Annotated in this window: 18 protein-coding genes; 9 read left to right on the plus strand and 9 right to left on the minus strand. The window is 70.5% G+C overall.

Annotated features, from left to right (window positions below):
• Positions 1-12: 12 nt before the first annotated feature.
• Entirely contained in the window at positions 13-738 is a 726-nt protein-coding gene (locus ACFVU2_RS09905; RefSeq protein ID WP_387873414.1) for a VIT family protein, read from the minus strand.
• A gap of 86 nt (positions 739-824) precedes the next feature.
• Between ACFVU2_RS09905 and gdhA the strand changes: the two genes are divergently transcribed.
• Positions 825-2,177, plus strand: a complete 1,353-nt coding sequence (gdhA, locus tag ACFVU2_RS09910) for an NADP-specific glutamate dehydrogenase (protein WP_387873416.1) — start codon at positions 825-827, stop codon at positions 2,175-2,177.
• A gap of 31 nt (positions 2,178-2,208) precedes the next feature.
• On the opposite strand, the gene ACFVU2_RS09915 is transcribed toward gdhA, so the two are convergent.
• Entirely contained in the window at positions 2,209-3,990 is a 1,782-nt protein-coding gene (locus ACFVU2_RS09915) for a DEAD/DEAH box helicase (RefSeq protein WP_387874423.1), read from the minus strand.
• A 139-nt stretch (positions 3,991-4,129) separates the two neighbouring features.
• Between ACFVU2_RS09915 and ACFVU2_RS09920 the strand changes: the two genes are divergently transcribed.
• Positions 4,130-4,921 (plus strand): SGNH/GDSL hydrolase family protein, encoded by a 792-nt coding sequence (locus ACFVU2_RS09920; RefSeq protein ID WP_387873419.1) that lies wholly within the window; start codon positions 4,130-4,132, stop codon positions 4,919-4,921.
• A gap of 29 nt (positions 4,922-4,950) precedes the next feature.
• Here the strand turns inward: ACFVU2_RS09920 and ACFVU2_RS09925 are convergent, their stop codons facing one another.
• Together ACFVU2_RS09925 and ACFVU2_RS09930 are read right to left on the minus strand one after the other, a co-directional pair.
• Positions 4,951-6,207 (minus strand): D-alanyl-D-alanine carboxypeptidase family protein, encoded by a 1,257-nt coding sequence (locus ACFVU2_RS09925; RefSeq protein ID WP_387873422.1) that lies wholly within the window; start codon positions 6,205-6,207, stop codon positions 4,951-4,953.
• 19 nt (positions 6,208-6,226) lie between these two features.
• Positions 6,227-7,051: a TrmH family RNA methyltransferase gene (locus ACFVU2_RS09930; protein WP_387873424.1), complete on the minus strand. Its 825-nt coding sequence runs from the start codon at positions 7,049-7,051 to the stop codon at positions 6,227-6,229.
• Positions 7,052-7,168: 117 nt separating this feature from the next.
• Between ACFVU2_RS09930 and ACFVU2_RS09935 the strand changes: the two genes are divergently transcribed.
• A complete protein-coding gene (locus ACFVU2_RS09935; RefSeq protein ID WP_387874426.1) occupies positions 7,169-8,014 on the plus strand; it encodes a Sir2 family NAD-dependent protein deacetylase in 846 nt (281 codons plus the stop codon).
• Between the two features lie 43 nt (positions 8,015-8,057).
• Positions 8,058-8,657 (plus strand): histidine phosphatase family protein, encoded by a 600-nt coding sequence (locus ACFVU2_RS09940; RefSeq protein WP_387873426.1) that lies wholly within the window; start codon positions 8,058-8,060, stop codon positions 8,655-8,657.
• Here ACFVU2_RS09940 and ACFVU2_RS09945 read toward each other — a convergent pair.
• Positions 8,638-9,738: a glycosyltransferase family 4 protein gene (locus tag ACFVU2_RS09945; protein ID WP_387873429.1), complete on the minus strand. Its 1,101-nt coding sequence runs from the start codon at positions 9,736-9,738 to the stop codon at positions 8,638-8,640. The two genes, ACFVU2_RS09940 and ACFVU2_RS09945, sit on opposite strands and share 20 nt — an antisense overlap.
• Positions 9,735-10,679, minus strand: coding sequence for an alpha/beta fold hydrolase (locus ACFVU2_RS09950; protein ID WP_387873432.1), 945 nt, complete (start codon positions 10,677-10,679; stop codon positions 9,735-9,737). Before ACFVU2_RS09950 ends, ACFVU2_RS09945 begins: the two co-directional genes overlap by 4 nt.
• 135 nt (positions 10,680-10,814) lie before the next feature.
• Here ACFVU2_RS09950 and treS point away from each other — a divergent pair, with 135 nt between their 5' ends.
• The 3 genes from treS to ACFVU2_RS09965 all read left to right on the plus strand — a co-directional run bounded on the left by treS (position 10,815) and on the right by ACFVU2_RS09965 (position 13,666).
• Positions 10,815-12,524, plus strand: a complete 1,710-nt coding sequence (gene treS, locus ACFVU2_RS09955; RefSeq protein ID WP_387873434.1) for a maltose alpha-D-glucosyltransferase — start codon at positions 10,815-10,817, stop codon at positions 12,522-12,524.
• Between the two features lie 69 nt (positions 12,525-12,593).
• Positions 12,594-13,277, plus strand: a complete 684-nt coding sequence (locus ACFVU2_RS09960) for a 3'-5' exonuclease (RefSeq protein WP_387873436.1) — start codon at positions 12,594-12,596, stop codon at positions 13,275-13,277.
• A 74-nt stretch (positions 13,278-13,351) separates the two neighbouring features.
• Positions 13,352-13,666 (plus strand): DUF4190 domain-containing protein, encoded by a 315-nt coding sequence (locus ACFVU2_RS09965; RefSeq protein ID WP_387873439.1) that lies wholly within the window; start codon positions 13,352-13,354, stop codon positions 13,664-13,666.
• Positions 13,667-13,750: 84 nt separating this feature from the next.
• Here the strand turns inward: ACFVU2_RS09965 and ACFVU2_RS09970 are convergent, their stop codons facing one another.
• From ACFVU2_RS09970 to glgA, 3 genes are all read right to left on the minus strand, one after another.
• Positions 13,751-14,002, minus strand: coding sequence for a type B 50S ribosomal protein L31 (locus ACFVU2_RS09970; RefSeq protein WP_387873441.1), 252 nt, complete (start codon positions 14,000-14,002; stop codon positions 13,751-13,753).
• Positions 14,003-14,127: 125 nt separating this feature from the next.
• Entirely contained in the window at positions 14,128-14,928 is an 801-nt protein-coding gene (locus ACFVU2_RS09975; RefSeq protein WP_387873442.1) for an ABC transporter ATP-binding protein, read from the minus strand.
• 24 nt (positions 14,929-14,952) lie between these two features.
• On the minus strand, positions 14,953-16,134 hold the full coding sequence (glgA, locus tag ACFVU2_RS09980; protein ID WP_387873445.1) for a glycogen synthase: 1,182 nt from the start codon (positions 16,132-16,134) through the stop codon (positions 14,953-14,955).
• A gap of 46 nt (positions 16,135-16,180) precedes the next feature.
• Here glgA and ACFVU2_RS09985 point away from each other — a divergent pair, with 46 nt between their 5' ends.
• Both ACFVU2_RS09985 and serB read left to right on the plus strand, forming a co-directional pair.
• Positions 16,181-17,425, plus strand: a complete 1,245-nt coding sequence (locus tag ACFVU2_RS09985) for a glucose-1-phosphate adenylyltransferase (protein ID WP_387873448.1) — start codon at positions 16,181-16,183, stop codon at positions 17,423-17,425.
• A complete protein-coding gene (gene serB / locus ACFVU2_RS09990; RefSeq protein WP_387873450.1) occupies positions 17,422-18,138 on the plus strand; it encodes a phosphoserine phosphatase SerB in 717 nt (238 codons plus the stop codon). The genes ACFVU2_RS09985 and serB overlap by 4 nt, the downstream gene beginning before the upstream one ends.
• The last annotated feature ends 206 nt before the right edge of the window (positions 18,139-18,344 follow it).

Consider the following 18,344-nt stretch of genomic DNA (forward strand, 5'->3'; position numbering starts at 1 on the left):
CGTCCGCCCGGATCACACCACCCCGGTCGTCCCGAGCAGCGCCCCGATCGCGAAGGTGACCGCCAGCGCGATCGCACCGCCCACCACGACGCGGACGATGGCCCGGCCGCGCGGGCTCCCGCCGATCCAGGCGGCGACGTAGCCGGTGATCGCCAGCGCGACCAGCACCACCACGAAGGTGACCGGGATGCGCACCGCCGCCGGCAGCAGGATGGTCAGCAGCGGCAGCAAGCCGCCGACCGTGAACGCGACGGCAGACGCCAGCGCCGCATGCCACGGACTCACCACGTCGTCCTGGTCGAGACCGAGCTCGACCGACAGGTGCGCGGAGAGGGCGTCCCGCTCGGTGAGCTCGAGAGCCACCTGCCGCGCGGTCTCCGGCCGCAGCCCCTTCGCCTCGTACAACCCGGCGAGCTCCTCGAGCTCCTCCTCCGGCATCTCGGCGAGCTCCCGGCGCTCCTTGGCGATGAGCGCGTGCTCGCTGTCGCGCTGGCTGCTCACCGACACGTACTCCCCCAGCGCCATCGAGATCGCGCCGCCCACGAGCGCCGCGATGCCGGCCGTCAGGATGGCCGGGGTCTCGGGGGTCGCCCCCGCGACGCCGACCACGACCGCGGCGACCGAGACGATGCCGTCGTTCGCCCCCAGCACGCCCGCGCGCAGCCAGTTCAGCCGCTGGGCGAGCCCTTCGCGGTGCGGCTCGTCGGGGTGCTGCCGCGTGTTCGTCGTCTCCGCCATGACGCCAGCTTAGGAAACCCGCGCGCCGTAACGTGCCGGAAACATGAGAGTAGACTCAGAAATCTTGTGCGAAAGAAGGTACGCGTTTGACCACGGCTCTCACCTCCCTGCTCGACGACGTCCTCCGGCGCAACGCCGGAGAGCCGGAGTTCCACCAGGCGGCCCGGGAGGTGTTCGGCTCGCTCGGGCCGGTCATCGACCGTCACCCGCGCTACGCCGAGGCGGCCGTGCTCGAACGGCTGACCGAGCCGGAACGTCAACTGATCTTCCGCGTGCCGTGGACCGACGACGAGGGGCGCGTGCGCGTCAACCGCGGATTCCGGGTGGAGTTCAACTCCGCCCTGGGGCCGTACAAGGGAGGGCTCCGCTTCCACCCGAGCGTGACGCTGGGCACGGTAAAGTTCCTCGGCTTCGAGCAGATCTTCAAGAACGCGCTCACCGGCCTGCCGATCGGCGGCGGCAAGGGCGGCAGCGACTTCGATCCCAAGGGCAAGTCCGACGGCGAGGTCATGCGCTTCTGCCAGTCGTTCATGACGGAGCTCTACCGGCACCTGGGCGAGCACACCGACGTCCCCGCCGGCGACATCGGGGTGGGCGGTCGCGAGATCGGCTACCTGTTCGGCCAGTACAAGCGCATCACCAACCGCTACGAGTCCGGGGTGCTGACAGGCAAGGGCGTCGGCTGGGGCGGCTCGCTCGTCCGCACCGAGGCCACGGGCTACGGAGCGGTCTTCTTCGCCCAGCGTATGCTCGCGACCCGCGGTCGCGACCTCGACGGCGCGCGCGTGCTCGTCTCCGGCTCGGGCAACGTGGCGATCTATGCGATCGAGAAGGTCCACCAGCTCGGCGGCACCGTGATCGCCTGCTCCGACTCCTCCGGCGTCGTGCACGATCCGGCCGGGATCGACCTCGACCTGCTCCGCCAGATCAAGGAGGTCGAGCGCGGTCGCCTCAGCGAGTACGCCGCCCGCCGCGGCGGCGATGCCGAGTACCTCCCGAACGGCGACATCTGGGCGCTCGCCGCCTCCACGCACGTGGATGTCGCGATGCCGTGCGCGACGCAGAACGAGCTCGACGCGACGGCGGCCACGGCCCTCGCCACCCACGGCGTCGCCGCGGTCGTCGAAGGCGCCAACATGCCCTGCACGCCCGACGCGGTGCACGTGCTCCGCGCCGCGGGCGTGCTGTTCGCCCCCGGCAAGGCGGCGAACGCGGGCGGGGTGGCCACCTCCGCACTCGAGATGCAGCAGAACGCCTCCCGAGACGCCTGGACGTTCGAGTACGCCGAGCAGCGCCTCTCGGACATCATGACGAACATCCACGACAGCTGCGCCGAGACGGCCGCGGAGTACGGAGAGCCGGGCGACTACGCGCTGGGCGCCAACGTCGCCGGCTTCGTCCGCGTCGCCGACGCGATGCTGGCCCTCGGCGTGATCTAACGCGCGAGACCCACCTCACGGCTCGGCCGGCTCAGTGCCGGCCGAGCCGTTTGCGCAGGTACTCGATGCGCGACTGCAGCTGCGAGACGCTCGCCTGAGCCACCGCGGGACCGCCGCAGACGCGGCGCAGCTCGGCGTGGATGAGCCCGTGCGGCTCCCCCGAGTTCTTCGAGTACAGGCCGACCAGGCTGTTCAGGAGCTGCCGCTGCTCCTTCAGCGTGCGGTGCAACGGCGCGGGAGGGTGTCCCTCCGCCGCCGCCGGCCGTGCGGACGACCGTCGCGATTGGCGCTGCTGCCGCTGGAGCAGCAGCTCGTGCACCTGATCGGGCTCCAGGATGCCGGGCAGGCCGATGAAGTCGTGCTCCTCGTCCGTTCCCGGCACCGCGTAGCTGCCGAACTCCTTGCCGTCGAACACGACCCGATCGAAGTTCGCCTCCGAGCCGAGCGCTTCGAACGCGAACTCCTCCGTCAGCGCCTCCGACGCCCGCTCCTCACGGTTGGCCTCGGCCATCATCGCGTCTTCGGGGTTCCACAGGTCGCCTTCGGCGTTCTCGTCGGTCGGCCGGTCGAGCGCGTGGTCGCGCTCCAGCTCCAGGGCGCTCGCGAGCGCCATCAGCATGGGCACGTTCGGCAGGAACACCGACGCGGTCTCGCCGCGCCGTCGCGCACGCACGAAGCGGCCGATCGCCTGCGCGAAGAACAGCGGGGTGGAGGCGCTGGTCGCGTACACGCCGACGGCCAGCCGGGGCACGTCGACGCCCTCGGACACCATCCGCACCGCGACCATCCAGCGGGAGGTGCCGGCCGAGAAGGCCTCGATCCGGTCGCTCGCCTCCTTCTCGTCCGAGAGGACGACGGTGACGGGCTCCCCGGTGATCTGTTCCAGGATGTCGGCGTAGGCCCGCGCGGTGTAGTGGTCGGTGGCGATGACCAGGCCGCCGGCGTCGGGGATGGCGCCGCGCACCTCGGTGAGCCGGCGGTCCGCCGCGCTCAGCACGGCGGGGATCCACTCGCCGCGCGGGTCGAGCGCTGTGCGCCAGGCCTGCGAGGTGATGTCCTTGGTGTTGCCCTCGCCGAGGCGCGCCTCCATCTCGTCGCCGGTCTTGGTGCGCCAGCGCATGTGCCCGGCGTAGACCATGAAGATCACGGGCCGCACGACGCCGTCGGACAGGGCGCGGCCGTAGCCGTAGTTGTAGTCGGTGAGCGAGGTGCGGATCCCCTGCCGGTCGGGCAGGTAGGTGACGAACGGGATCGGAGCCGTGTCCGACCGGAACGGCGTCCCGGTCAGCGAGAGACGGCGTGTGGCGCGCTCGAACGCATCCCGGATGCCGTCGCCCCAGCTCAGCGCGTCGCCGCCGTGGTGCACCTCGTCGAGGATCACGAGCGTGCGGTTCGCCTCGGTGATGTCCTTGTGCAGGCTCGGGCGCATGGCGACCTGGGCGTAGGTGACAGCGACGCCCTTGTAGTGACGGGCGTACCGGCCGTCGGCGTTCTTGAAGTCGGGATCGAGGTTGAGGCCGACCCGCGACGCCGCCTCCGCCCACTGGCGTTTGAGGTGCTCCGTGGGTGCGACGACCGTCACCCGGTCGATCGTGCGACGGGCCAGCAGCTCGGTCGCGAGCCGGAGCGCGAACGTGGTCTTCCCGGCGCCGGGGGTCGCCGCGGCGAGGAAGTCGCGCGGCTCGTCGCGGAAGTAGGTGTCGAGCGCTTCCGCCTGCCAAGCGCGCAGCTTTCCCGCCGTGCCCCAGGCGGCGCGCTCGGGGAACGAGGGCGACAGGTGCTCGGCCGCGAAGCTGCCCGCGTGTACCCCGATGGCATCCGGCTCGTCGCCGGACTCGGCGTCCGGTTCGAACCCGGGGAGGGGTGCAGCTGTCGTTTCCACGTGGATCAAATCTACCTGTTCGCTCCGACATCCGCCTGGACGCGATGGCGAGCGGATGCAGAATGGAGGAATGGTCGAAGCGCAGCATCCCTGGTCCCGCTACGTCGCCCTGGGCGACTCCTTCACGGAGGGCATCGGCGACCCCGAGCCCGCCAGCCCCGGCGGGCACCGCGGCTGGGCCGACCGTGTCGCCGAGGTGCTGAGCAGCCAGACCGACGACTTCGCGTACGCGAACCTCGCCGTGCGCGGCAAGCTGATCAAGCAGATCCTGGACGACCAGGTCGAGCCGGCGCTCGCGCTGCGGCCCGATCTCATCACCCTCTCCGCCGGAGGCAACGACGTCATCCGCCCCGGCACCGACCCGGACCAGATCGCCGTCCTGTTCGACGAGGCGGTCGCCCGCCTCAGCCGCGACGGCGCGACGATCGTGGTGTTCACCGGCGTCGACGTCGGCTTCTCCCCCGTGTTCCGCGGCATCCGCGGCAAGGTGGCGATCTACAACGAGAACGTCCGCGCCATCGCCGCGAAGTACGACTGCATCGTCGCCGACCAGTGGGCGCTCACCGAGATCCAGGACCAGCGGATGTGGGCTCCGGACCGCCTGCACCTCGCGCCGCTCGGGCACCACACCGTCGCCCGCATGGTGCTCGCCGCCCTCAACGTGGAGAACGACCTCCAGCCGCTCGAGCCCGAGCCGCTGCCCGCCCGCACCTGGCGGCAGGCGCGCTCGGAGGACCTCTCCTGGGCGCGCGCCTACCTCGTGCCGTGGGTCGTGCGCCGCATCCGCCACCAGTCGTCCGGCGACCACGTGCTCCCGAAGCGGCCGGAGGCCGGTCCCTTCCTCATCCGCACGGAGGACTGACCGCGCAGGCGGTCAAGTGCCCGGTCGTCTCAGGTGCCGAGCCCGCCCGGATGCGCCAGGCGCCAGCCGAAGCCCGGGTCGGGCACGTCCTTCGCCAGCGCGAGCTCCGCGGTCTGCGTCTTCCCGTTCGAGGTGAAGGTCACCCGCCCCACCACATCGCCGGCGAAGCCGGACTGCACGGGACGGGTCTCCAGCGCCACCTCGATCGGCCGGTCCGACCACACCACGAAGCTCGTCGCGGTGGTCGCGACCAGGTCGGAGCTCGCCTTCCACGGCGTGCTGTACGAGCCGAACACCTGTCCCTTGGTCGATGCGCTGACCTCGTGGAAGCCCGCCTTCACGCTGGTGAGGAGCGCCTTCACGCCCGCCCACAGGTCGTCGTGGGTGGGGGCGCCGAGCACGACGCCCAGCACGCGCACTTTGGACGAGCCGACCGCGACCTCCGCCGAGAACAGCAGGCAGTTGCCCGCCTCGTCGGTGTTGCCGGTCTTCAGACCGTCGATGCCCTCCCACCCCAGCAGGGTGTTCGTGTTGTCCTGAGCGCCGGCACCCGGGAGGGTCGCGGTCTTCTGCGACACGATCGATGAGAGCGCCGGCGAGTCCAGCACCAGGTAGCCGAGACCCAGGAGGTCCTTCGTGCTGCTCACGTTGCCCGGGTCGAGCCCGTCCGCGCTGACGATCTTCGTCCCGGTGAACCCCTTGGCCGCGAGCCATTTGTTCGCCGCCTCGACGTACGCCGAGGTCGAGCCGTACGCCCAGTTCACCAGCGAGATGGCGTAGTTGTTGGCCGAGGGCAGGAGCATCGCGGTGAGCGCCTCCTTCTCGGTCATGGAGGTCCCGGCCTGCACCGGCGCCCACGAGCCGCCCTCGGCGATCACCTCGTTCCAGATGTCGACGTCCTTCTGGGTGAACGAGATCGTCGGCCCCTGGGCGTCACCGTCCAGGGGCTTCGCGTCGAGGACGACGAGCGCGGTGACCACCTTCGTGACGCTCGCGATCGGCACGCTCGCATCGCTGCCGTTGTACAGGGTGGCACCGTCGTAGTCCGGCGCGGTCACCCCGGCCGAACCGTATCCGGGCCAGGCGAGCTGCGCGGCCGGCTGCACGATCGACTTCTCGTGTGTCACCGCCGCGGCAGTGGCGGGGACCGGGGTCAGCAGGGATCCGGCGACGTAGAGGAACGCGAGCAGCAGCGTCCCTCCGATACCGAAGACGACGAATCGGCGACGGCGGTACACCGTCCGGGAGGCACGGCGCGGCGGATCGACAGGCACTTGCGGGGACACGCGGAAAGTCTAAGCGCGCCTACTCAGGCAACGCCTGAGAACGCGCCCGCAGCGCCCAGAGCGCGACCGCGCTCGCCGACGCGACGTTCAGCGAGTCGACCCCGTGCAGCATCGGGATGGTGACCACCGTGTCCGCGGAGGCCAGGGCGCGACGGCTGAGCCCGTCGCCCTCCGATCCGAGGACCATCGCGACGCGCTCGGGAGGCGCGGCGGCGTACTCGTCGAGCGTGACCGCGTCGTCCGCCAGCGCGAGGGCGGCGATGTCGAACCCGGCGTCGTGCAGGATCCCCGTCGCCTCGTCCCACTCCGGGATGCGCGTCCACGGCACCTGGAGAACGGTGCCCATGCTCACGCGCACACTGCGCCGGTAGAGCGGGTCCGCACAGCGCGGGCTGACCAGCACCGCGTCGGCACCGAGGCCCGCGACGGAGCGGAAGATCGCTCCGACGTTCGTGTGGTCGACGATGTCCTCCAGCACCACGACCCGCCGCGCCTCCCGCAGCAGTTTCCGCGGATCCGGCAGCTCGGGACGGTGCATCGCCGCGAGAGCTCCGCGATGGAGGTTGTAGCCGGTGAGCTGCTCGAGCAGCCCGGCCGCCCCGACGTAGACGGGCACGTCCGGGTAGTCCGCGAGCAGCGGCTCCACATCGGCCAGCCACTGCTCCTGCAGCAGCACCGAACGCGGGCGGTGCCCGGCCGCCAGTGCGCGCGTGATCACCTTGGTCGATTCCGCGATGTAGAGGCCGCCTTCCGGCTCGCTCACCCGCCGCAGAGCGACGTCCGTCAGGCGGGAGTAGTCGGCAAGGCCGTCGGCGGTCAGGTCGGTCACACGATGGATCTGCACCCCCCAAGAGTGCCAGAGCCCGTGCCGGAGCCAGTGCCAGCGGCATTGCCAGTCGCCGGAAACAATTCGGAAAACTGAGGTGTTTAGACTCAGGAGGGTAACGACCGGGAGGTGCCTGTGGACACGCTGACGACGGAGCTGCCGCCCGAGCTCGCACGCGGGATCGACCAGACGGTCGCGCTGCTCGCCGGCCGCCGCTTCGCAGTGCTCACCGGCGCCGGGGTCTCGACCGACTCGGGGATCCCCGACTACCGCGGCGAGGGCGCGCCGAAGCGCACCCCGATGACCTTCCAGCAGTTCCTCGCCGACGACCGCTACCGCAAGCGCTACTGGGCCGGCAGCCACCTCGGCTACCGCCGGTTCGCCGCCGCCCGCCCGAACGACGGGCACCGCGCTCTGGCGGCCCTCGAAGCCGCCGGCGCCGCCAACGGAGTGATCACGCAGAACGTCGACGGCCTGCACAAGCAGGCGGGCTCGCAGCGCGTGGTCGACCTGCACGGCGCGATGGACCGGGTCGTGTGCCTCGTCTGCGGCCAGGTGTTCGCCCGCGAGGCGATCACCGCCCGCATCGACGCCGCCAATCCCTGGATCGACACGGAGGGCGCCGTGGAGATCGCGCCCGACGGCGACGCGATCGTCACCGACATCGACTCGTTCGAGGTGCCCGACTGCACGGTGTGCGGCGGCCGCCTCAAGCCCGACGTCGTCTTCTTCGGCGAGTTCATCCCCGCCGAGAAGTACCGCGAGGCCAGCGCGCTCGTGCGCTCGTCCGACGCGCTCCTGATCGCCGGCTCCTCGCTGATCGTGAACTCGGGCATCCGCCTGCTGGAGGAGGCCCGCCGACGCCGGCTGCCGATCGTCATCGTCAACCGCGGCGAGACGAAGGGCGACCTGCGCGCGACCATTAAGCTGGAAGGCGGGACGACGGAGACGCTCGTCGAGCTCTCCCGCCGGCTGGCGTAGCGCTCACCCGCAGCCTCGCGCGTCCCGCAGCGAAAGGACGCGCGTGACCTCCATCTCCCTCGTTCGGCACGGCCAGACCGACTGGAATCTCGCCCGGCGCATCCAGGGCTCCAGCGACATCCCCCTGAACGACACGGGACGCGGGCAGGCGGAGGCCACCGGTCGCGCCCTCGCCGGCGGCAGCTTCGACGCGATCTACGCGAGCCCGCTGGGCCGCGCGTTCGAGACCGCGCGCATCATCTCCTCGCACCTGGGCCTGGGTGAGCCCCGCGCCCTCCCGGCCGTCGCCGAGCGCAACTACGGCGACGCCGAGGGCCTGACCGGCGCCGAGATCCTCGAGCGGTGGCCGGAGGGCACGCCGGTCCCCGGGCGCGAGTCGCGCGAGCAGGTCGTCGAACGCGCCCTGCCCGCCCTGCTCGAGCTCGGCGAAGCCCACCCGGACCAGAGCGTCATCGTGGTGAGCCACGGCGGCGTCATCGGTTCCCTCGTGCGCCACGTCACCGATCACGCGCTCCCCGGGCCCGGCGAGGTCATCCCGAACGGATCCGTGCACCGGTTCGTCTACGACGACGGCGTGCTGCGGCTCGATCGCTTCAACCTCGGCCCGGAGGACCGCGACCTGCTCACCGCTTCCGTGATGTGACCCGCTCGGCGCGCGCGGCCGTCGCGGTCAGCACGGTCAGCAGATGCTCGGCCGACGCCTCCCACGTGAAGCGCGCCGCCTCGGCGCGTGAGGCGGCCGAGCGCTCGGCCCAGACGCCGTCCTGCTCCAGATGCCTGACCTGCTCGGCCAGCTTCTCGGGTGCGTCCGCCGGGAAGTACAGCGCTGCCTCTCCCCCGATCTCACGGAAGATGGGGATGTCGCTGACGATCACCGGCGTCCCGAGCGTCATCGACTCGACCAGCGGGATGCCGAAGCCCTCGTCTCGGGAGGCGGTCACGAGCGCCGTCGCCGCCGCGAGCGTCTCGGCGTACTCCTCGTCGCTCGCCCCGTCGTGGAAGACCAGGTGCGCGGCCGGGGCGAGCGCGGCGAGCCGCTCCTTCTCGGCGTCCGCGACGCGGCTCATCAGGTGCAGCTCGTACCCGGGCAGCAGCGCGACGGCACGCACCAGCGTGTCGACGTTCTTGTACGGCATGAACGACCCCATGTAGACGAGGCTCTTCGTCTCGGCCGCGGTGCGGGAGGCGCGCGCCACCGGGATCGCCGGCATGTCCGCCGCGTTCGGGACCACGTACACCGGGCGCTTCGTCAACCGGTGCTCGGCGATCAGGCCCTTCGTCGTCTTCGAGACCGTCACGACCGCGTCCGAGCGGTTCAGCAGCAGCCGCTGCGGCCACCAGGCCAGGTGGTACAGCCGCCACAGACCGCGCACGAACGCCGGCAGGTCGCGCGGCGGCGTGGGGTGACGGTAGTAGATCAGGTCGTGCACCGTCAGCACCAGGCGGTAGCGCCGCCCGAAGCCGCCCATCGTCTGCATCGGGGTGAACACGATGTCGGGGTCGAGCCGGTTCACCTGGCGGGCGACCCACGGCTCCCCCATCGCCGTCGGCGAGCCGATGAGCTCCCAGGGCAGGTCGGGCAGCATCTCCAGCTGACGGCGGTCGCTGACGAGCATGGTGACGGCGTGGCGCTCCGCGAGCGCCGTGACGAGCCCGGCGGTGTACCGGCTGATCCCGTCGTGGCGGCCGATGCGGGTGTACCGGCAGTCGAACAGGACCTTCACGCGGCGCCCTCCCCGTCGTGGCCGTCGTTCCCGATGAAGGTGCGGATCGCGTCCGCCGCCTCGACCGGCTTCTCGTAGTGGATCAGGTGCCCGACGCCCTCGATCTCGACCAGGCGCGCGTCGGGGAACAGCGTCTGCAACCGGCGTTCGGCCTCGATCGGCGTGATGTCGTCGTCGACGGCGGCGACCAGCAGCGTGGGCTCGGGGATGCGCGCGGCGAACTCGCTCACGTCGTGCGACACGGACGCGCGGAACGCCTCCAGCACCACCCGTCGGTCCCCGAAGGCCGAGAAGTACCGGTGGTGCTGGTCGTGGATCCACGACCGCAAGCTGCGGTCCGTGGTCTTCGCCATCGCCTCGCTCATGACGCGCACGATCATCCGGTTGCGCAGCAGCGCGAACCCGAGGCGCTCCGGCAGCACGGCCGCGAGCCAGTAGTAGAAGATCGCGAGCCGGGTCAGGATGCCGCGGGGACCCTTCAGAGCCGGCTGTCCGATCGGGTTGACCAGGATGACGGACTCCGGTCGCAGGGCGTCCCCGGGAGCCCGCGTGGCGAGCGTCCCGGCCACCACGATCGAGCCGAACGAGTGACCGAGCAGCACGAGCCGACCCGGGAGGTCCAGCCCGCCGACGAACCCGTGCAGCCAGCGGCCATAGCCGTCGATGTCGTGCGCCGCCTCGGTGAGCGGCGTGGACTCGCCGAAGCCGGGCAGGTCGGGCGAGATCATCCGCAGTCCGGGCAGCTGCGCGACCACGGGCTCCAGGCCGTGGTGGTCGCCACGGAAACCGTGCACCACAACGACCGTCACGGCCGCGTCCGGGTCGCCGTAGTCCCAGTACCGCGTCGTCCCCCCGAGGAGGTCGATCTCGCCGCGGCGCACCGGTATGCGGTCGAGGGCGTCGGCGTATGGTGAGGCTGTGTTCCTCGTCGAGGTGGTCATCGCAGTCAAGTCTAGGCAAGCCGCAGGCATCCACTTCGTGAATGTCCCGTCAGGACTGGACAGCCCACTGCGCAGACCCCCTAGACTTCACTGGTTGTAACCGCTTGCATACGGCCTCGCGCCAGAAGGAGAACCGTGAGTTTCACCGCGCCCATCACGCTGCCCGGGCTCACCCTCGACCCCCAGTGGTACCGCCGCGCGGTGTTCTACGAGGTCATGGTGCGCTCGTTCGTCGACAGCAATGGGGACGGCTCCGGCGACCTCGCCGGGCTGACCTCCAAGCTCGACTATCTGCAGTGGCTCGGCATCGACGCCCTCTGGCTCCCGCCCTTCTTCCAGTCGCCGCTGCGCGATGGAGGCTACGACGTCTCGGACTTCAAGGCGATCCTCCCGGAGTTCGGGACGATCGACGAGTTCCGCGACCTCGTCACGAAGGCGCACGAGCGCAACATGCGCATCATCATCGACCTCCCGATGAACCACACCTCCGACCAGCACGAGTGGTTCCAGCAGTCGCGCTCCGACCCCGAGGGTCCCTACGGCGACTTCTACGTGTGGAACGAGACCGACGACAAGTACCCGGACATCCGGATCATCTTCGTCGACACCGAGGACTCCAACTGGGCGTTCGACGAGGCCCGGCGGCAGTACTACTTCCACCGCTTCTTCTCGCACCAGCCCGACCTCAACTTCGAGAACCCGGCCGTGCACGACGCGATGTACGACATCGTCCGGTTCTGGCTCGACCTCGGCGTCGACGGCTTCCGTCTCGACGCCATCCCGTACCTCTACGAGTCCGAGGAGGGCAACGGCGAGGGCGAGCCCCCGACGCACGAGTTCATCAAGAAGCTCCGCGCGATGGTCGACCGCGAGTACCCCGGCCGCATGATGATCGCCGAGGCGAACCAGTGGCCCCGCGAGGTCGCGGCCTTCTTCGGCAGCGAAGAGGAGCCCGAGTGCCACATGGCGTTCGACTTCCCCGTCATGCCGCGCATCTTCTACGCCCTCCGCTCGCAGCAGGCCACCGAGCTCGTCCGGGTGCTCTCCGAGACGACCGACACGCCCGAGGGCGCCGCGTGGGGCGTCTTCCTGCGCAACCACGACGAGCTCACCCTCGAGATGGTCAGCGAGGAGTACCGCCAGGCGATGTACGGCTGGTACGCGTACGACCCGCGCATGCGCGCCAACGTCGGCATCCGCCGCCGCCTTGCGCCGCTGCTCGACAACTCGCGCGCCGAACTCGAGCTCGCGCACGCCCTGCTGTTCTCGCTCGCCGGGAGCCCGTTCCTCTACTACGGCGACGAGATCGGGATGGGCGACAACATCTGGCTGCCCGATCGCGACAGCTCCCGCACGCCCATGCAGTGGACCCCGGACCGCAACGGCGGGTTCTCGACGGCCGACCCGGGCAAGCTCTTCCTGCCCATCGTGCAGTCGCTCGTCTACCACTACAACCAGGTCAACGTGGAGGCGCAGCTCGCGCAGTCCCGCTCGCTGCTGCACTGGGTGCGCAACGTCATCCACGTGCGCAAGGCCCACCCCGTCTTCGGTCTCGGCGACATGCGGGTGCTCCAGACCGACCACGAGTCCGTGCTCGCGTTCGTGCGCTCGTACGAAGGCAGCGGAACGCACTTCGGCGACCAGCCCGAGGACGTGCTCTGCGTGTTCTCGTTCGCGCACAACCCGATCTCGGTGACGCTGGACGCACCCGAGTTCGCGGGTCGCGCGCTGTACGACATGTTCGGCGGAGCCGAGTTCCCGACGGTGGCGGAGGACGGCCGGTTCACGCTCACGCTCGGCACCCAGAACTTCTACTGGCTGCACATCGAGCCACGACGCGACTGATCGCACGGGTCGACGACCCGCCCGGAGTGGCGACCGGGCGGTGTCGGCCGCTCCTCGTACCCTGAAGTCATGGGTTGGCATCACGAGCTCGGCGTCTTCGATCTGGAGACCACCGGCATCGACGTCGAGACGGCCCGGGTCGTCACCGCGCACGTCGGCCTCCTGAACGAGCAGGGCGATGTCGTCCACGGCCGGTACTGGCTGCTCGACCCCGGCGTCGAGATCCCCGCGGAGGCGACGGCCGTGCACGGCATCACGACCGAGCTCGCGCGCGAGAAGGGCATGGCGGCCGCCGCCGGCGTCGCCGCCATCGTCGACCAGCTGCGCCGGCTCTTCGACCGCGGCATCCCCGTGGTGGCCTACAACGCCCCCTACGACTTCACGCTGCTCGACCGCGAGGCCAAGCGGCACGGCGTCGAGCCCCTCGACTCCCCCGGCCCGATCGTCGATCCGCTCGTGATCGACCGCGCCGTGGACAAGTTCCGCCCCGGCAAGCGCACCCTCACGGTCGCCGCGGACCACTACGGCGTGTCGCTGACCGACGCCCACGATGCGGGAGCCGACGCGATCGCCGCCGGCCGGGTCGCGCAGGCCATGGCCCAGCGGCACGCCGAGCACCTCTCGATCGAGGCCGCCGAGCTGCACCTCAAGCAGATCGACTGGTGCCGGGAGCAGGCGGCCGACTTCCAGGAGTACATGCGCCGCGTGCGCGACCCCGAGTTCACCGCGTCAGGCGACTGGCCGCTCCGCTGAGGCACCCCTCCACTGACGCACCCCTCCCGGGCTGGGGGTTCTCTCCCAAGTCGCTGGACGCTAGTGTCGTCGGCATGAGCGATCCCAACCTGAACCCTCAGCCACTCCCGCCGCAGCAGCAGCCGCAGTACGCTGCCGCCCCGCCCGCGCAGCCCGGCTACAACACGCTGGCGATCGTGGGCTTCATCCTCGCGTTCTTCGTGAACGTCGTGGGCGTCATCCTGGGCTTCGTTGCACTGTCCCAGATCAAGCGCACCGGTGAGCAGGGTCGCGGCCTCGCGATCGCCGCGATCATCATCGGCCTCGCGGAGATCGTGCTCGGCATCATCTTCACGATCATCATCGTCGCGTCGCTGGGCGTCGCGGCCGCCAACTACAACAGCTACTGACCGGGAATCCACCGGTCGCACACGAGAAGGCCCCCGTCGCAGGACGGGGGCCTTCTCGTGTGCGCGGCACGGGGCCGCGGCGGCTTACTTGCCGAACGCCTTGTAGCGCGAGTTGAACTTCTCGACGCGGCCGGCCGAGTCGAGGATGCGCTGCTTGCCGGTGTAGAACGGGTGCGACTCGGACGAGATCTCGACGTCGATCACCGGGTAGGTGGTGCCGTCCTCCCACTCGATCGTCTTCTCGCTGGAGACGGTGGAGCGGGTGAGGAACGTCGCGCCCGAGGCCAGGTCGCGGAAAACAACCGGAGCGTAGTCGGGGTGGATGCCAGTCTTCATCAGGACTTCCTTGTTGCGTTGGTTTCGGTCGGTCAGTGCCCGCACAAGAGGAGCACGGACGGAAAGTTCTCGGCCACCACGAGTCGGAACGACTCGGGAGCCAGCTATCGAGTTTAGCAGATGAGTCAGCCTGCGGTGGTCTGACGCGCCCGGGCGGTGTACCGGCCGTCGGTCTCGGTCAGATCGATGTCGAGTCCGAACGTGTCGCTCAGGCTCTCGCTCGTCAGAACGTCGCCGATCGCACCCTGGGCGGTGACGGCGCCGTCCTTCAGCAGGAGTGCCCGGTTGAAGCCGAGCGGGATCTCCTCGACGTGGTGCGTGACCATCACGATGGCGGGCGACTTCGGGTCGCTCGCGTACCCGCCGAGCAACTGCACGAGCTCCTCACGGCCGCCGAGGTCGAGGCTGGCCGCGGGCTCGTCGAGCAGCAGGATCTCGGGATCGGTCATCACCGAACGCGCGATCTGCACGCGCTTCTGCTCGCCGTCGCTCAGGCTGCCGAAGGTGCGCTGGGCGAGGTGGTCGAGGTGCCATTCCGAGAGGACGCGCAGGGCGCGTCGCTCGTCGATCTCCTCGTACAGCTCGTTCCAGCGCCCGGTCACGGCGTACGCCGCGGTCATGACGACGTCGAGCACGGTCTCGTTGCGCGGGATGCGGCGGGCCAGCGCGCTCGATGCGAACCCGATGAGCGGGCGCAGTTCGGCGAGATCGCTCTGGCCGAGGGTCTCGCCGAGCACGACGGCCTCGCCCGACGACGGGTGGAGGGCGGCGGCCGCGATCTGCAGCAGCGTGGTCTTGCCCGCGCCGTTGGGACCGAGGACGACCCAGCGCTCATCCGGCTCCACGGTCCAGTCGACGCCTTGGAGGACGGTGTTGCCGTCCCGGGTCACGGACACGTCTGAGAGCTGGAGAACGCTGCTGGCCATGCCTCCTAGCCTACCCACTCGGCGCTAGCTCACCGACCGGTAGATGTCGCGCGTCTGCTCGGCGATGGCCGACCAGCTGAACGACGTCTCCGCGCGCTCCCGGCCCGCCGCTCCCATACGGGCGGCGCGCTCCGGATCGCTCACGACCTCGGTCAGAGCGGCGGCGAGGTCGCGCACGAAGGCCTCCGGCTCCGTGGGTGTCCCGGTGCCGTCCTGCGCCTGCTCGATCGGCACGAGCCGGCCGGTGACGCCGTCGACGATGACCTCGGGGATGCCCCCGGTCGCCGTGCCGACCACCGGCAGACCGCACGCCATGGCCTCGAGGTTCACGATCCCGAGCGGCTCGTAGATCGACGGGCAGACGAAGACGGTGGAGGCCGTGAGCGCGATGCGCAGCTCCTCGTTGGTGAGGAGCCGGTCGATCCAGACCACGCCGTCCCGCTCGGCCTGCAACTGCTCCACGAGACCGCTCACCTCGGCGAGGATCTCGGGCGTGTCCGGCGCGCCGGCACAGAGCACCAGCTGCACGTCGGCGGGCAGCAGACGGGCCGCCCGCAGCAGATACGGCAGGCCCTTCTGGCGCGTGATGCGCCCCACGAATACGACGGCGGGGCGAGAGGGGTCGATCCCCAGCGCGCGTGCCCGGTCGTCGTCGGAGAGCGGCGTCCACCGCTGCAGGTCGATGCCGTTGTAGACCACGGCGACACGCCCGGGGTCGAGCGACGGGTAGGAGTTCAGGATGTCGCGGCGCATCCCCTCGCTCACGGCGATGACCGTGTCGGCCGCCTCGAAGGCGGTCTTCTCGGCCCAGGTCGACACCCGGTAGCCGCCGCCGAGCTGCTCGGCCTTCCACGGCCGCAACGGCTCGAGGCTGTGCGCGGTCACCACGTGGGGAACGTCGTGCAGCAGCTTGGCGAGGTGTCCGCCGGCGTTCGCGTACCAGGTGTGCGAGTGGACGACGTCCGCTCCCCCGCAGTCCTGCGCCATCTGCAGGTCGACGCCCAGCGTCGCCAGCGCGCCGTTCGCCTCCCGCAGCTCCGCCGGCACGCGGTAGGCGACGGTGTCGGGCGCGTCGCGCGGCTCGCCGAAGCACCGCACCACCACCTCGATGTCCGCGCGCAGGGCGCGCACCAGCTCGGTCACGTGCACCCCGGCGCCGCCGTAGATGTCCGGCGGGTACTCCCGGGTCAGAAGATCAACGCGCATGACCTGAACGCTAGTACAGCCCCCCGGTTGCCTCTACTGTGGTGGCATGGCAGCAGGCAGGAAGATCTTCGGCATCGTACTCGCGGGCGGGGAGGGCAAGCGGCTGATGCCGTTGACGGCCGACCGTGCCAAGCCCGCCGTCCCGTTCGGCGGCCAGTACCGGCTCATCGACTTCGCCCTCTCGAATCTGATCAACTCGCAGTTGCGCCAGATGGTCGTGCTCACCCAGTACAAGTCGCACAGCCTCGACCGGCACGTGTCGCAGACCTGGCGTCTCGACGGGATGCTGAACTCGTACATCGCCTCGGTCCCGGCTCAGCAGCGGCTCGGCAAGCGCTGGTTCAGCGGGTCGGCGGACGCCATCCTGCAGAGCCTCAACCTGCTGCGCGACGAGAAGCCCGACATCGTCGTCGTGGTCGGCGCCGACCACGTCTACCGCATGGACTTCGCCCAGATGATCCAGGCGCACATCGACTCCGGCGCGGCGGCGACCGTCGCCGCCATCCGCCAGCCGATCTCCCTCGCCGACCAGTTCGGCGTCATCGAGGTGGATGCCGCGCATCCCGACCGCATCGCGGCCTTCCGCGAGAAGCCGAGCGACCCGGTGGGCCTGCCGGACTCGCCGACCGAGGTGCTCGCCTCGATGGGCAACTACGTCTTCGACGCGGACGCCCTGATCGACGCGGTGATCCGCGACGGCGACCGCCCCGACTCCAACCACGACATGGGCGGCGACATCATCCCCGACTTCGTGGCGCGCGCCGAGGCCGGCGTCTACGACTTCAGCCGCAACGACGTCCCCGGCTCGACGGACCGCGACCGCTACTACTGGCGCGACGTCGGGACGATCGACTCGTTCTTCGAGGCCCACCAGGACCTCATCTCGGCCCTCCCCGTCTTCAACCTCTACAACCGCGAATGGCCGATCTTCAGCCAGGTGCTCAACTCGCCGCCGGCGAAGATCGTGCGCGACGGGCGCGGCGCCCTGGGCACGACCATCGACTCCATCGTCTCGCTGGGCTCCGTGATCTCGGGGGCGCACCTGGAGCGCAGCGTGCTCGGCCCGTGGGCGAAGGTGGACTCCGGCGCCAAGGTCGTGGACTCCGTCGTCTTCGAGCGCGCCGTCATCGAGCCGAACGCGTTCGTCGGGCGTGCCATCCTGGACAAGGACGTCGTGGTGGCCGAGGGCGCCCGCATCGGCGTGGACCCGGCCAGGGACCGCGCGCGCGGCTTCACCGTCACGGAGTCCGGGATCACCGTCGTCGGCAAGGGAGTTCACGTCGTTCCATGACGTCAGCACGTACACAGCAGCAGACCTCCGGACCGTCCGTCCAGCAGCACCCCGAGCACTCCCGTGCGGAGGGTTCCGCGCGGTTCCTCGTCGTCCTCGACGCGGACTCGACCCTCATCCACGACGAGGTGATCGAGCTGCTCGCCGAGGAGGCGGGCGCTCGCGCCGAGGTCGCCGAGATCACGGAGCGCGCGATGCGCGGCGAGCTCGACTTCGCCCAGAGCCTGCGTGAGCGCGTCCGCGCCCTCGCCGGCCTGCCGGTGTCGGTGTTCGAGCGCGTCGGGGAGCGCATCCGCGTGACGGACGGCGTCCCCGAGCTCGTGGCGGGCGTGCAGGCCGCCGGTGGGCGCGTCGGCGTCGTCTCGGGAGGCTTCCACGAACTCCTCGACCCGCTCGGCGAGCGTCTCGGCCTCGACCACTGGCGGGCGAACCGTCTCGCGGTGCGCGACGGCCTCCTGACCGGCGAGGTCTCCGGCCCGATCGTCGACGCCGCGGCGAAGGCGGAGGCGTTGCACGAGTGGGCCGCCGCTTCGGGAGTGCCGGTGCGCCGGACGCTCGCGATCGGCGACGGGGCGAACGACCTCTTGATGATGGCCGAAGCGGGTCTCTCGATCGCGTTCAACGCCAAGCCGCGCGTGCGCGCGGAGGCCGACCTGGTGATCGACCGTCAGGACCTCGCCCAGGTCCTCCCCCTGCTCGGCCTCCGCGGCTGAGCGGGTCGCCCTGGTTCCCGGGTCTTCCCGATCCCGTCTCCGCGCACCGCGTCCTCGCATCGCGTCGCCACGGGAGGAGTTCGCGCGCATTCCGTCAGGGATCCCCTCCGCAACCCGCCATTGCCGGGCGTGTCACGACATGTCTCCTCCGTTTCCGACAGCGCGGCAACGGAGGAGATGTGGACGCGTTTGGGCCTAGAACGCAG

This window comes from Leifsonia sp. NPDC058194, assembly GCF_042883605.1.
Lineage (GTDB): Bacteria > Actinomycetota > Actinomycetes > Actinomycetales > Microbacteriaceae > Leifsonia.